Here is a 15,067-nt window from a genome sequence, read left to right as displayed (position 1 = left end):
ATTCGACTTAAATCGCAGTTGTATCTCGCATGAGGCGACGGTACAGTAGCGGCTTCCTCAAATTTTGGTGGCTATTTGCTCAATAATTGTACAGTTGAGCCGATCGACCAAAACGAAAATAAAGATAGGAGTACGTATTCAATGCGTATTATTTTGCTCGGGGCACCTGGTGCCGGTAAAGGTACACAAGCCAAGTTTATTTGCGAGAAGTATGACATTCCGCAGATTTCAACCGGTGATATGCTGCGTGCAGCGGTAAAGGCTGGGACCCCGTTAGGCGTTCAGGCAAAACAGATTATGGATCAGGGCGGTTTGGTCTCTGACGATATTATTATTGGATTAATCAAAGAACGTGTGCAGGATCCAGATTGCGCAAACGGTTGTTTGTTTGACGGTTTTCCGCGGACAATTCCACAAGCGGATGCGCTTAAAAACGAAGGGATTGTCATTGATGCCGTCATTAATTTTGACGTTGCAGATGCCGAAATTATTGCGCGTTTAAGCGGTCGGCGTGTCCATGAAGCCTCTGGTCGTGTTTATCATGTTCAGCACAACCCACCAAAGCAGGAAGGGTTGGACGATGAAACTGGTGAGCCACTGGTGCAGCGTGAAGATGATAAAGAAAGTACTGTGCGCAAGCGTTTGGATGTTTACCATGAGCAAACCAAACCGCTGGTTGAGTATTACAGTAAATGGGCTGAAGCCGATCCAGAATCTGCACCGAAATATGTTTACATCGCCGGTGTTGGCAGTGTTGAAGACATCAAAGCTAAGGTTTTGGGTTCACTTTAATCGCTGCCTTATCAAGCATTTTAAAAGCGCCATTCGGCGCTTTTTTTTCGTTTGTCACTTTCTTCCTGATCACTGTTTGTGCAGATTGGTCTCCGCGAAGTTGTCCTACTTGGCCTATGGTTTGGTCCGGTTCTATCTCGTCATCAAAACCAAACTCTATTGGTTGGTTAATGCGTCAATCTGGCCGAGACAAGTCAGATGAACTGAATTGTCAGGGTGAAGACCTTGAATAACCTACTCTGAAATCACTGCCTTTCTATACTCGCCGGACTTAATTCCAACTGTGTGTTCTAGTGTCCTGAGCTCTGAAACGATGCGAACTTCAGACTCAGGACACAATAGACATTGATTACGCCTCAACGATCAACGTCAGAACACCTGAAAACAGGAACCGGCAGAGCAGAGTAATGACTGAATTCAATCAACAAACCATAACTAAATGGATGCTCAATTCGGTGAACTGGCGACTATTGCTAGTCATTCCAATTGCGGTGTTATTGCAATCCTGTACGCAGAGTTTTGACGATACGAATGCCTTCGCTATTGCGCAGGACGATTCGGCTGTTGTGATCAATGTCGAGTTTTGGGCGCGTCAATGCGAGTCCTGTCACGCAACGGATAAAGTTGCTGATGACGGATCTTTGCGATATTGGGGGTCACGTTCTGAGAAAACTCTTGCGGACTACATCACCACAACCATGCCTTATGCCAACCCCGGTGCATGCGTTGATGAATGCGCGGTTGAAACAGCCCGGTACCTACAGGCAACTTTGAAAGGCAATACCATCATTAACAGTGATGGTGGTGCAACATCAACAGTGCCTGAGGATTCGGACGATGCCGGTCTGAACATAGAGATGCCTGACAGTTTCGCGGCGCAATGTGCCAGTTGCCACACTGCCGCTGACATCGAGCGAGATTTTATATCCTGGCGCTTAAGTAACACCGAAACATTGGCAAACTATATTGAATCGACCATGCCGTTTGGTAACGTCACCCAATGCACCGGCACTTGCGCGCTGGAAAACGCTGAATACATTCATGCGCTGCTGGATGTGGCAGCGGGTAACAGTTCAAACGGGCAAATCGAACCGGAAGTGACGTCTCCTTCGGCACCGGCAAACCTCACCATTGAATACTCGGAAGAATCTATTGTGCTCACCTGGGACGATACCAGTTTGAACGAAACGTCTTTTTTAATCTGGCGTAGAGTGGGTAATGGTTCTTGGAGTATCTATCAAACCTTAAGTATGGATTCAGTTCGTTTTCAGGATAGCGCGGTACCAGTCGCCAAGGTTTATTATCGCGTCGCCGCCAGCAACAATCATGGTAGCAGTGAATTATCATCAACCGTTGAATGGGATTTAAGCCCTGATAACAATTGCACTGATTGTTTGGCACCCGCTTTTGTTGCCGGTACTCAATACATATCCGGGCAAATTGTCGCTAATGCAGGTTCTTATTATCAGTGTATGCCTGGCGTAGCAGCCTGGTGTTCCAGTACCGCTGCCTGGGCGTACGAACCAGGAGTCGGTTTGTATTGGATGGATGCTTGGACCGAAGTCGACACCTCGGGAATGACCGAGCCTGAGATTGTTTTGACATCGCCAACGTTGTCGTCCGCCAATGTCAGTGATACTCGGGTTACTTTAACCTGGTTGGACAATGCTACTGGTGAAACCGCTTACGTGATTGAAAAGGCTCTTGATGATGGCGCATGGTTTGTTTTGGCAAACTTGCCCGCGAATTCCGAGGGTTATACCGATTCTGCTAACACTGGCGGAACGTCAGTGAAATATCGAATTTATGCGCAAACCGAGACGGCAATCGGGGCGAAAACAACCACACAAGCGATCACCATTGCGGTTGCTGAAATCTTCAATGCGTCCACTTATTATGCCAGCGATTGCGCCGCTTGCCATGGTGCCCGTGGTGAAGGGACGAGCTCGGGTTTACAGATTGCCAGCTTTGCATCGAGTTCTCTTTCACAAAATGACATGGCATTGGCTATTGAAAACACCATGCCTTACGGCAACGCTTCAGATTGTTCGGGCGAGTGTGCAACACGCTTGGCTGAGTTTATCTTTACCGAGTTTATGACTGCTTCAAGCACGCCCGCAGCCGTGTCGAATATTTTTGTGGGCGCCAATACCTCAAAAACGCTGATAAACATCAGTTGGACGGACAATGCGGACAATGAGACAGGTTACAAAATTGAAAAATCTGTGAACGGCGGCGGCTTTAATTTTCTAACTAATGCTGCTGAAAATACAACCACCTTAACCGATTCGCAGATCGTGATAGGGTCCACCTATCAATATCGTATCACCGCATTCAACGCAACCGATGTATCGACCACGGTTCTCAGCGCAATATTCTTGTTGGAAGCGGATGAAACAACGCCATTCAAACCAACTAATCTCAGCGCGGTTTTATCCGGTCAAGCCGTCCGGTTAACCTGGATCGATAATGCGACCAATGAAACTCAATATGTTTTACAGCGGCGACAAAACAAAGGAACTTGGCAAAGCGATATCCTGTTGGCTGCCAACAGTAACCAGTTTATCGATAATAATGCAGCCTTCGGAAATGTGTTCGATTATCGAGTGTTGGCCACCAACAATGTCGGCGACTCACCTTGGTCTGAGGAAGTGAGTATTGATCTCACTGACGTTGAAAATCAGGTTGCGTTTGAAAGCAACTGTTTGGCATGTCATCGCGACGGTGGTGTCGGCATTAATCTGACGACGGAATTTACCAAACAATCGTGGGCAGATAGTGATTGGAATGATTTTACGGCGAAAGTGAACACGATGAATACCGCCAATTGCGATGCGCAGTGCAAACAAAATGCGGCGATCTATGTTTGGGCGGAAACGTGGGGGTATGAGACAGAGTTGGTTGTGGCTGAGGAAGGTCGTGGTGTCAGGGGGCTTCGCTTGCTCACATCTTATGAATACGCCAATGCGGTGTTTGATATTTTTGGTGTGACTATTGCGCAGGAACGATTGCCCGCCGACCGTCATGGCAGTGAATTCAAATACGCATCTGAGGCCAATGCCGGCGTCGTGGTGTATGACCGTCAGAATGAATACTTATTGTTGGCAGAGTATATCGCGGCTAATGCGAACAACTTTGGTTGCGACACTGAATGTAGTACTGCGCAAATGCAAATCTTGTTGGAGAAAACGCGCGTACAGCAGTAACCACTCAAGCGTTGAATGATTTTATGGTTTTTCAAAGCAACTATGGACGCGAAGATACGGTCGCAGCCATGTTGTTGTCGCCCTTGTTTCTGTATCGATCTGAACTCGGCGAATGGAATGCAAACAAAGAAGCCTATCAGTTGACTGACTATGAAGTCGCCACTGCTCTGGCATTTCAGATTTGGGGTACAACACCAGACGCTGAGCTGTTATCAAAATCAGGCACCGGTCAGTTATCGACACAGGCACAAATCGACGCACAAGCGACTAAGATGATGCAGGACCCGCGTGCGGTGAACCATTTAATTGAGTTTGTCCGGTATTACACCAATACCACCGCCAATTTGTCCGAAAAACCTAACCTCACTCATTCAGTGATTCAAGCCATGAACCAAGAGCGTAATGAGGCGGTTCGGTACGCCTTGACACAAGGTGAGGCGACGTTGGACGAGTTGTTTAACCCTGGATACACCTTTATTAACGATGACCTCGCACAACAGTATGGCCTTTCAACGCCGGGTGGTTCATCGATGACAAAAGTGGCAACCCTTCCAAGTCGGGGTGGCTTGTTGCATCAGGGCATTCTGCAGGTTCACAATTCTGATTTTACAGCTACATCGCTGGTAAAACGCGGAAAGCTGATCCGTGAAAATATGATGTGCCACATGATGGGTGTTCCCAGTGGAGTTGATCCGTCAGCAATAGACTTGCCGCACGAGCCGATCACAACGCGTGAACGATGGGACGTAATCACCGGACCCGACGCAAGTGAAGGGCAGTGTTGGGCATGTCACCAGCTGATGAATGAACCGGGCTCGGTGCTAGAGGCCTATGATGCAGCAGGTCGCCTGCGGGCAAGGGAAGCGGCGTATAACGATGCTACTGTCACATTGACTCTGGATACCTCTGGAGTATTGCGCAGCAATGATGCGAGCATCGAGCTACTCGCCTATAAAGATACGCGGGATCTCAGTGAATATCTGGCCAACAGTGACGTCGGTATGGATTGCTTCGTCGATAATTACTTTCGCTTTACGACGGGCCACGAAGTGGATGGTGATGTGCAGGTCAATGTTGATCAGATAGCGGCAAATTTCCGAACTGACGGAAAGATCTGGAACATGATTGCGGATACCGTGAATTCAGAAGCATTTTTGTTTCGTGCTGATCGAGATTGATACACATGGGAGGCGACAGGCCTCCTTCTTTCTTCGGTCCTCTTGGTCTGAACCCTGAACTGAAATGTCCTATGTTTGGCGCCTTGACCTCGGCAAACTGTCATTAATTTCATTGAAACTGGTTACGAGAATGACGACCACACGAAGACAAATCTTAAAAAGTTTAATGGCAACGGGTATCGCCGCACCGTTGAGCCTGGGTGGCATGGCAAGATTGGCATACGCCACTGGTAATCCCAAACTCAAAGTTGTCTTTGCGGTGATTCCGGATGGGCTCGCGGTAGACGCTTACGCAGGCTACACCAACGGGCTTTGGTTCCCTCAGGCCAACGCGTTGGATACGGATCAATTTACGCTGAATGAGCTGAGTAAAGAGCTGGCAGCATATCGAAGTCAGTCACTTTACTTAAAGGGTTTGTTGTTATCCAGTGGCACTGGTGGTCATAACGCCTGGCAATATATTCTGCGCGATAGCGCTGGCAGCAAGACCAGTATTGACCTTATTCTCGGAGAGCAACTACGCGGTTCCAATACGACGCTAAAACGTATCTATGCAGGGCCACATGCCACCGTGGGCGCGCAGTGGAACATTTCCTATTCAGGGAACACAAAATTAATTCCTGAAATTAATCCTAACCTCTTATTTGAACAGGTTTACAGCGGGATCAACACAAACGGTGGCAGCAGTGGAGGGTCAATATCAAGAGCGCATTTGTTTGACCCCGCCAATACTCAGATACAGGCACTGCGTTCCGTATTGGGTACCGCAGAACGAGCCAAACTGGATACGCATCTTGATGCGGTTGAGCAAGTGAAATACGACCTGGAGCAGCAGGTACCTGTTGCCAGTGGTTGTATCGCGGAGGTGCCAGCATTCAATACTAACGTGATCAATTCAGCGGACTACCGTGATGAGGTTACCCATGCCCACATTGATGTCCTGGTGGGCGGAATGAGTTGTGGCGCATCGCGTGTGGCAACGTTACAGATTGGCCGCTCTGCTGACCAGGTCGTGCTCAAATCCGTATCGGCGAGCCGTAATCCTCATGATTGCGCGCACCGCTATGGCGATGTTGCGGAGTGGCGTGAAAGCCGTCGTTGGTATGTTCAGCGAGCCAGATATCTGCTTGACCAGCTGGCCCGATACCCAGACCCAGACGTCCCTGGTGATAACCTGTTACAGCACACGTTAGTCGTGTTTACCAGTGAAATGGCCGACGGTGCACCCGAACACATGCAGGACATGCCTATGCTATTGGTAGGCGGCGCTTCAGGCTTGTTAAAGTCGGGTTCAGGAAACGGTCGTTTTTATGATCTGACCCCGTTAGGCGAACGGTCGCATTGGAAAATGGGCACCGCGGTTGATGTTCAGCGGGTATGGGCTACCTTAGCGCGGGCGGCGGGAACCGACGTGCCTTACAGTGGGGATATTTCAACTATCCCGAATGTGTTTGGTAATGTGTGAACTCGCAATAAGCGCCGCCAGGTTGAAATCCATCCGTTAACTGTGTTTTGCTAAGGTCAAACTGTCATATAGCTTTGTTGCCGTAAAACGCAGCGAATCTGTGTCATTTAATCGTATACAGGGCAGCTGAAATTAACCATGAGTGATCAAACCTATGTACCCCCCAAGGTATGGCAATGGGATTCTGAAAATGGCGGTGCTTTTGCCAAGATAAACCGGCCCATTGCCGGACCTACCCATGACAAAGAGCTGCCTGTTGGAAAACAGCCCATTCAGCTCTACTCACTGGCGACACCTAACGGTGTCAAAGTCACCATTATGCTGGAAGAGTTATTGGCCGTGGGAGAGCAGGGTGCCCAATACGATGCCTTCTTTATTGACATCAATGAAGGTGACCAATTCAGTTCCGGTTTTGTGGCCATTAACCCAAATTCAAAAATTCCGGCGATGATGGATCGCTCTGGAAAAGAACCAATCCGTTTGTTTGAATCCGGATCGATGTTGTTGTATCTGGCGGAGAAATTTCAACGCTTTATTCCTCAGGACCACAAACGAACGGAATGCCTGAACTGGCTGTTCTGGCAGATGGGAAGCGCACCTTTTCTCGGCGGTGGTTTTGGGCATTTTTATGCGTACGCACCGGAAAAGCTAGAGTACCCGATTAACCGATACGCCATGGAAGTGAAACGCCAATTGGATGTACTCAACCGACATCTGGAGGAACATGACTACATGGTGGGTGATGAATACACCATTGCCGATATGGCCATCTGGCCCTGGTACGGCGGGCTGGTGATCAATAATCAATATAATGCTGCTGAATTCCTCGATGTCGCCAGCTATACGCATGTTGTGCGCTGGGCGCGACAGATTGCCGAGCGGCCGGCTGTTCAGCGCGGATGTCGAGTTAATCGGACTTGGGGTGAACCGGAAGATCAGCTGCGCGAACGCCACGATGATCGCGATTTCATCCGACAAGTGACAGATCGAAGAAGGAGGTAAGCGTGTGTTTGTTAGGAAAGGCCAGAGCCCTTTTCAAAACACACAGCAATGCTCAGTCATCGATCTGATGGGATCCAGAAGGTTAGGCATCGGGTATTCCAAAATGAACGGCCCGTTTTGAATATCTCTGTCAGGTTTTAAGCAATTGCCATAAGAACTGCGCCACCGGGCCTAACACCTTGTTGGAAGCGGTTATTGCGTGGTACGTGAGGGTTTCTTGGGCATTCATTCCAGGTAATTCAAGCAGAACTAGCTCGCCATTGGCGAGTTCTTTTTCTGCCAGAAAATCGGGTATCTTGCCCCAGCCCATCCCGCTGAGGATCAGCATTTTCTTAGTGGAAAAATCATTGGCATACCATCGCCGTTGCCCCTCTTTGACCCCCATATCCCGGTTACCGGTATGGCTACCGGAGTCCTGAACAACTATCTGATACTCATTGAGCAGCTCATCCAAAGCCGTTAATTCAGGGTGTCGGTCGATCAGTTTCGGTGCTGCTACGCAGACCAGACCTCCCTGGTAAACGGGAATGGAATTAATCGCCAATTGTTCTCGGATCTGCGAAGGAATAGGGGAAATAGCTATGTCTGCTTTCTGCTTTTGGATTGATTCAATGGCGCCGGAGACGTATTCCTGTTTTAGTACGATTTGGGTTTCCGGAAAGGTCTTCTGTGTTTGTTCCAATACGGGCAATAAATGGTTCAGGTTATAGGAAGCTTCGAAAGCCAGCGTCAGTTTGGTTTCGTTGCCCGCCGATAAATAGAGCGCCACCTGCTGGAGGCGATCTGCTTCTGCCAAAACCCGCTTCGCCTGTTGATAGACTTTCATGCCTTCTAGTGTCAGTTCAAGTCGATAAGATGAGCGGTCAAAAAGGGATATCCTAAGTAAGCTCTCTAGTTTAGCAATTGACTGGCTTACCGCAGGCTGCGTTTTGAACAGTCGCTCACTGGCTAGTTTTAATGAGCCCAGATCCGCAACCGTCACCACCATCTTAAGTTGTTCCAGCGTCATGTCGCCTCTAGGTTAAATAAATATTTATAAGATGCGAAAAAATATTAAATATTAATTTAGTTTAACGCAGGCGAAACTGGAAGTATCAAACAACACATTGGAGTCAATCATGAATAGAGCAAAAATCTGGGGGTTGCGTGTGATTATAGCGCTAACAACCTTCGCATTTGTTAGTGCAGGCAGCTTTAAATTAATGGGTAATGAAATGATGCATGCTTCATTTCTGGCCATGGGATTGCCAGTTTGGTTTGGCTATTTCATCGGCGCGGCTGAGATTGCCGGAGGCATAGGGATTTGGTTTAAAAAGCTGGCTACTTGGGCCGGGGCGGGTCTTTCGATCATTATGATCGGCGCGACTTATTACCATCTGGTTTACCAACAGCCGAGTGCGGTTCCCGCCGTGGTTCTTGGTGTGTTTGCAGCTCTGATTGCTGCCAGTCACCGTAAGCAAACCGCAGGTTTAAAAGGACTTGTGGCGCAGTAAAAAGGGCTTAAGTTAAGCCCTTTGTATATCTTGGATAAAACCTTTAAATGGATTGGTTTGACTTCTATCGACTCGGTAGCAGTGGCTATTTAGTCAATCGTCAGTATTACATCGTCCATAATTAACGGTGCATTTGGGTCATCGCCTTGCATGGTGTATTGACCCCCTTCTGGTGAAATGGAACGATAAAGGCCACCTACGCCATCGTAGTCCCAAGTCGTCACATACAACTTGCCACCCGCAATATTCTTTGTTTTGCCGAAAAGAGATGCATCAAAACGTAATTTTATTTCACCGGTTTTTGCATCGACTTTAATCGCAGGTGCCGGACTGGCGGCCGTACCAAAAGCCTCAGGACCGCTGTCTTTTGCCCAATAGGCTGCATTACTCCATCCATCCACAGAAGCCATTAGGTCCCAACTGGTGCCAGCGGGCATGTCAGCCTGTACAAACGGCATGACAGTCGCGTTGTAATCCATATTTGGCAGATCAAACATTAAATGGAAGCGAACGTGGTCAAATTTATTGGTGGGGGACCAATATACAGTTGTCGCTTTCGGTTGAATGGTCACGTCTACATAGAGATCACTGCGGGCAACGGTGACGGACAGAATATCCATTTGCCGGTCGGCAAAGGTTGTGTCCAGTGGGTAGCCAGCACCGGTATCGTCACCTTCCGCATCATCAACGTGCGAAATGGTTTCTTCAGCACTGATTTCAACGAAGGACGTAAACGGCAAATCGTTGGTTGCTGTGCCCAGTTCCGGCGAATAAATAGAGTAGGTGTGATTGGTTTCGCCCACTGGGAAATAGTCAATGGGTAACGTAGCCGTGAAATTTTTACCGGAAGGTGCGATGTTAACGGGCAGTGCTTTGTCCAGATTACCATCAATTACCAGCAGTAATTCGCTGATGTCAGGTGACGCGATCGTACCTTTGAACGCCAGGTCAGCCGTTATCGGTTTGTTGGCTAAAAAGCCGAAACTGGCGAAGCCCAGGGCTAGAGAATTCTTACCACCCTTGCCAGAGATATCCAACACCAGCGCAGAATTCGCCGGCAATGCAACGGCAAGCTTACCGTTCTTATCGGTTTGATAGGCTTGAGCAGCATCGTGGGTTGAAAACAGGACCGGCATTGAAAGGCCGCTGTCGAGTCCCAGATCTAAGCCGGTGCTGAGCAGCCCGTGACTGGCAGTGTTAAATAGAACCAATAGGTTTTCGTTTTTAAAGGTTCGGGTATAGGCAAAAATACCCGCCCGTTCGGTGTTCTTGGCGACAACCTTCAATTCCCCGCGCGTAAGGGCAGGATGCTGTTTGCGCAACTGCGACAATCGCGCAATAAACTGATACATCCCATCGGTGTTATCAAAGTGGTTAATGCCATCACTGCCGTAACCGCCGGCGAACATGGAATCCCGCTGACCCGTAAACAAATGCTCCGTACCCTGATAAATAACCGGGATGCCTGGTAACGTCATCAGCGACGTCAGCGCTTGTCGGAACGCAGCAGGCGAGCCCACTTTCACAAAACGGTCCATGTCGTGGTTATCCAAAAAGTTCACCAGCCGCGTGGTGTCACCGTGAATCTTGCCCATGGTTTCCAATCGATACCCCAGTTCTGCCGTTGGGTAGCCCGTAGCGAATACGGCGCGCATAGAGCCTTGCAGCGGGAAATTGATCACACTGGACAGTTCAGGTTTGGATTCAGACCCTTTGAATGAAGCGACTTTGACATCACCGGCATCGGAATAGGGCGCGGAATAATCGAAAATCTCACCAAAGGAAAAGAAATCGTCGCGTCCGGTTGCTTTGGCGGCGGCGTTGATGCCGTCTTCAGAATGAAAAAAATCATTGAAGAAGTCGTGTGAGACGTATTTCGCGGTATCGACCCGGAACGCATCTACCCCGACTTCTTTAATCCAGTACGCATAACTGTCTTTCAACATGTCTCTGACGACCGGGTTATCAGTGTTTAAATCATCGAGATCCGACAGCTGGTAATTCAACACTTGCTGTTCGTTCTCAAAGTCGCGAATGACCGGTGTGAAATGATAAATACCCGCTTCGCGATGTTCTGGGTTACAGGCGTCGTTAAGTGTCAGCAACGGTTGGGTTGGCGCATCCGTCGGCGGATTCCCAATATTCAGTTCAAAAAACTCGCATGGGTTTTCAGGGTTGTAGTCGTTATCCACATAATTGAAGAAATTGCCGGTGTGATTCAAAACGATGTCTTGAATCAAATACATACCGCGGCCATGCAGGCTTCGGGACAAAGATTGTAAATCTGCCAATGTACCGTAGTGCTCATCGACCGCTTTAAAATCACGGGCCCAATAGCCGTGATAGCCACTGTAATCAACGTAATTGTCGTACCACTGATTGGCAACCAAGGGAGTTGACCAAATTGCGGTCGCACCCAGCCCTTCAATGTAGTCGAGACGATTCTCGATACCTTTAATATCGCCACCGCTGTAACGACGGTGGTCGGCCGGGTCATATTCACCAGCCCCCTGATCGTTGTTGCTTGGGTCACCGTCGTCAAACCGGTCCGGCATGACAAAATAAATAATCTGTTCACTCCAGTCTGGCGAAGGAACATGCAGTACCGGCTCCGGGGCCCTGTTCGCCAAAGGCAACAGACTGCAACCGGTAAGAGTGATGGCTGCCGAAAGTGTGGCTAATTTAAACGCAGACAGAGCCTGCTTTTGAGTTTTCAAAGGCATCGTACATCCTGTTGGTTTTGTTATTTTGGGGCATTATGGCGCTTTATATTTCTCCCCTGTGATGTGATATTGACGCCGGGTGGAATTTACGACGCTGGATACAAACCTGAGCGCTTGGGAGTAGTCACTCTAAAAAAACCTGCTAAATCATATATTTGCGAGAATTTCTTCAGTAAATTGCTTTACATTATTGTGGCGCCGACATTACAATGTGCGCCGTTCAGTTCAGAACAATCCTAGTGCGCCCGTAGCTCAGCTGGATAGAGTAGGTGGCTTCGAACCACTTGGTCGGGAGTTCGAATCTCTCCGGGCGCGCCATTTTGAATTTCGTAAAATCTCATTTTCATCCCGTTCTTGCCATGTGTTTCAGGCTATAGAAGAGAGATTATTTGGCGCAGCCAAATAGGGCATTTATGCCCGTACGAACGTTAGAGTTCGACCCGAAGGGCCGCGAAGCGCATCTCTCCGGCGGTGCGGCGGTCCGACGCGCCATTTTGAATTTCGTCAATTCTCTTTTTTATCCAGTTCTTGTTATGTGTCTCAGACAATAGATGAGAGATTATTTGGCGCGGCCATACAGGGCATTTATGACGGTGCGAACGTCAGCGCTCAGCCCGCAGGAAACCAAAGCATTCTATTTCAATCCGTTAACGCTATAATGCCGGGTCGTCGCCGTTTCTGTTATTTCCATGCCACCAAAGCACGCTGTCCATCGATTGTTTGAACAACGAATCAGTCGCAGTACCAAAGCATTTAAGGCCCGGGGTGGTAGTGTTATTCGCTGCCCTCAATGTCGTATCGATCAGCAGTTCTGTATCTGTGGGTTGAGGCCGCAGGCTGACAGTCAGGCGGGGTTCGTATTGCTTTATTATGATGACGAAGTACTAAAGCCTTCGAATACCGGTAAGCTAATTGCAGACATATTTGTCGATACTTTCGCATTCATCTGGCAACGTACCGAAGTAGAACAAGCGTTATTGGACGTTTTGGTTGACGATAGCTGGTACCCAATTGTGGTGTTCCCGCAGGCGTATGTCGAACCGAATCGTCCTACCTTCATTGATCGACCGGTTTGGCCGAGTGACAGACGACCACTGTTTATTCTGTTGGATGGTTCTTGGCGAGAAGCAAAAAAGATGTTCCGCAAGAGTCCGTATTTGGATCGGTTTCCTGTCTTATCCATGACGCCAGAACGCGTTTCTCAATATCTGGTTCGTAAAGCCACTCAAGAGCATCAGTTGGCTACGGCGGAAGTCGCCTCAATGGTGCTGAGTGCCATGCAGGAATCTCACAATGGCACGTTGCTGAGTACTTGGTTTGATTTATTCAGCTACCGTTATCAACAGGGCGTAAAGCGTGAAAATGTAGGCGACCCGACTTCGGAAGATCGCTTGTCAAAGCTGACATTAAAAGAGCGGGTTTAGCAACAGGTTCATTCATATAGGATTTTTGGTCACCAAGGCAATTTCACTGCGTTTGCTACCTTCGTAAAGTGATCTTAATTGTATTCAAAATGGCCTGCTTGAGGCATCTGATAGTAGCGAAATTTCGCTCACTTCCGCAATAGAGATAAGTTTTTTATATATTTTAACGATTCTCACTCAAAGTGCGCCTAATGCCTTGCCTGAAGCATTGCAAAATTTATGTATAGTCTCATAATGCGCGTCCATTCAAACATCCAAATATTGAGTGAGATCATTGACTCAGTGCTCTCACTCAATATCGATAAAAATGGAGTCAACGAATGAGAGTACTCATTTCCTTACTGGCGATGCTTGCGTTGCCGACAGTTGCCATGGCCTCGACGGAAGCCACCGAAATGCTCGAACTCACTCATCACTGGGTTGGATATGCAGCTATCGCTGTATTTGTCATTGCCTACGCATTTGTTATTTTTGAAGAGCAGTTACACCTCCCTAAATCTAAACCAGTCATGATTTCCGCTGGGATCATTTGGATTCTAATCGCGATTGCCTATTCCTCCAATGGCTTAACACACGCGGTGAAAGAAGGTATTCAGCACAATTTCTTGGAATACGCTGAATTGTTCTTCTTCCTGTTGGTGGCGATGACCTATATTAACGCTATGATGGAACGCGGCGTGTTTGAAGCACTGCGTAATTGGCTGGTTGAACGTGGGTTCAGCTACCGCCAGCTGTTTTGGCTGACCGGCATATTAGCCTTCTTTATTTCTCCGGTGGCTGACAATCTGACGACTGCACTGATTATGTGTGCAGTCGTGTTAACTGTCGGTAAAAATGAGCCGAAGTTTGTTGCTATTGCTTGTATTAACATAGTGGTCGGCGCTAATGCTGGCGGTGCATTCAGCCCATTTGGTGATATCACCACACTGATGGTATGGCAAAAAGGCGTTGTTCATTTCGAAGAATTCTTCGTATTGTTTATACCATCGGTGGTTAACTTTGTGGTACCAGCGGCTATTATGCATTTTGCCATTCCGCATGGAACTCCTGAGAAAGCAGCTACATTAAAGTACGCCTCTGGGCGTATCATGAAGCATGGCGGTTTGAGCATCATCTTTTTGTTCGTCTTGACTATTGTCACCGCGGTAAGTTTCCATAACTTTTTCCACATCCCACCGGTTTACGGCATGATGTTCGGTCTGGGCTATTTAAAATTGTTTGGCTACTACCTGAGCCGTCGCTCAATGAGTTGGAAGCGAAATGCTGAAAATCCGCCGGTCGGCTCAGCAGATCCATACGAATTTGACGTGTTTGCTAAAATTGCCCAGTCTGAATGGGACACTCTGTTCTTCTTCTACGGAGTTATTTTAAGCGTGGGTGGTTTGGGTTTCATCGGTTATCTGGCTATGGCTTCTGAAGCCGTATATGTCGGATTGGGACCAACTACGGCAAATATATTAGTAGGCTTTGCTTCTTCGATAGTGGATAACATTCCAGTGATGTTTGCTGTGTTAACCATGCAACCTGAAATGGACTTAACTCAATGGTTGTTGGTGACGTTAACGGCAGGTGTTGGTGGCTCAATGTTGTCAATTGGTTCTGCAGCCGGTGTCGCTCTGATGGGGCAAGCGCGTGGCAAGTACACCTTTTTCAGCCATCTGAAATGGTCACCAGTCATTATGTTGGGATATTTTGCCTCTATCTGGGCCCACTTCCTGATCAACGGCTAATTTATTCTTATGATATAAAACAACAACTCCCGCTTCAGCGGGAGTTGTTGTTTT

At 48.1% G+C, this 15,067-nt stretch carries 10 protein-coding genes and 1 tRNA gene; 9 read left to right on the top strand and 2 right to left on the bottom strand.

Features of this window, described 5'->3' with window-relative positions; translation table 11 throughout:
• Positions 1-141 precede the first annotated feature (141 nt).
• From adk to yghU, 5 genes are all read left to right on the top strand, one after another.
• On the top strand, positions 142-792 hold the full coding sequence (gene adk, locus IYN85_RS06685; RefSeq protein WP_196158037.1) for an adenylate kinase: 651 nt from the start codon (positions 142-144) through the stop codon (positions 790-792).
• Positions 793-1,199: 407 nt separating this feature from the next.
• Positions 1,200-3,998 carry a c-type cytochrome gene (locus IYN85_RS06680; RefSeq protein WP_196158036.1) on the top strand — a complete coding sequence of 933 codons (2,799 nt, stop codon included), beginning with the start codon at positions 1,200-1,202 and terminating at the stop codon, positions 3,996-3,998.
• A gap of 23 nt (positions 3,999-4,021) precedes the next feature.
• The gene (locus IYN85_RS06675; RefSeq protein ID WP_196158035.1) at positions 4,022-5,176 is read left to right on the top strand and encodes a DUF1592 domain-containing protein; all 1,155 of its coding nucleotides are present in this window, start codon (positions 4,022-4,024) and stop codon (positions 5,174-5,176) included.
• 130 nt (positions 5,177-5,306) lie between these two features.
• Entirely contained in the window at positions 5,307-6,641 is a 1,335-nt protein-coding gene (locus IYN85_RS06670) for a DUF1552 domain-containing protein (RefSeq protein ID WP_196158034.1), read from the top strand.
• Between the two features lie 138 nt (positions 6,642-6,779).
• On the top strand, positions 6,780-7,643 hold the full coding sequence (gene yghU, locus IYN85_RS06665) for a glutathione-dependent disulfide-bond oxidoreductase (protein WP_196158033.1): 864 nt from the start codon (positions 6,780-6,782) through the stop codon (positions 7,641-7,643).
• Between the two features lie 130 nt (positions 7,644-7,773).
• Here the strand turns inward: yghU and IYN85_RS06660 are convergent, their stop codons facing one another.
• The gene (locus IYN85_RS06660; protein WP_196158032.1) at positions 7,774-8,652 is read right to left on the bottom strand and encodes a LysR family transcriptional regulator; all 879 of its coding nucleotides are present in this window, start codon (positions 8,650-8,652) and stop codon (positions 7,774-7,776) included.
• Between the two features lie 109 nt (positions 8,653-8,761).
• Between IYN85_RS06660 and IYN85_RS06655 the strand changes: the two genes are divergently transcribed.
• Positions 8,762-9,136 carry a DoxX family protein gene (locus tag IYN85_RS06655; RefSeq protein WP_196158031.1) on the top strand — a complete coding sequence of 125 codons (375 nt, stop codon included), beginning with the start codon at positions 8,762-8,764 and terminating at the stop codon, positions 9,134-9,136.
• A gap of 89 nt (positions 9,137-9,225) precedes the next feature.
• Here the strand turns inward: IYN85_RS06655 and IYN85_RS06650 are convergent, their stop codons facing one another.
• Complete coding sequence (locus IYN85_RS06650; RefSeq protein ID WP_196158030.1) at positions 9,226-11,859, bottom strand: alpha-amylase family glycosyl hydrolase; 2,634 nt, start codon at positions 11,857-11,859, stop codon at positions 9,226-9,228.
• 241 nt (positions 11,860-12,100) lie between these two features.
• On the opposite strand from IYN85_RS06650, the gene IYN85_RS06645 reads away from it, so the two are divergent.
• The 3 genes from IYN85_RS06645 to nhaD all read left to right on the top strand — a co-directional run bounded on the left by IYN85_RS06645 (position 12,101) and on the right by nhaD (position 15,013).
• A tRNA-Arg gene (locus tag IYN85_RS06645) sits at positions 12,101-12,177 on the top strand.
• A 371-nt stretch (positions 12,178-12,548) separates the two neighbouring features.
• Complete coding sequence (locus IYN85_RS06640; protein WP_196158029.1) at positions 12,549-13,283, top strand: tRNA-uridine aminocarboxypropyltransferase; 735 nt, start codon at positions 12,549-12,551, stop codon at positions 13,281-13,283.
• 320 nt (positions 13,284-13,603) lie between these two features.
• On the top strand, positions 13,604-15,013 hold the full coding sequence (nhaD, locus tag IYN85_RS06635; protein WP_196158028.1) for a sodium:proton antiporter NhaD: 1,410 nt from the start codon (positions 13,604-13,606) through the stop codon (positions 15,011-15,013).
• Positions 15,014-15,067 lie beyond the last annotated feature (54 nt).

The organism is Reinekea sp. G2M2-21 (assembly GCF_015687175.1).
GTDB lineage: Bacteria > Pseudomonadota > Gammaproteobacteria > Pseudomonadales > Natronospirillaceae > Reinekea.
This window is presented reverse-complemented; position numbering and strand designations above follow the sequence as displayed.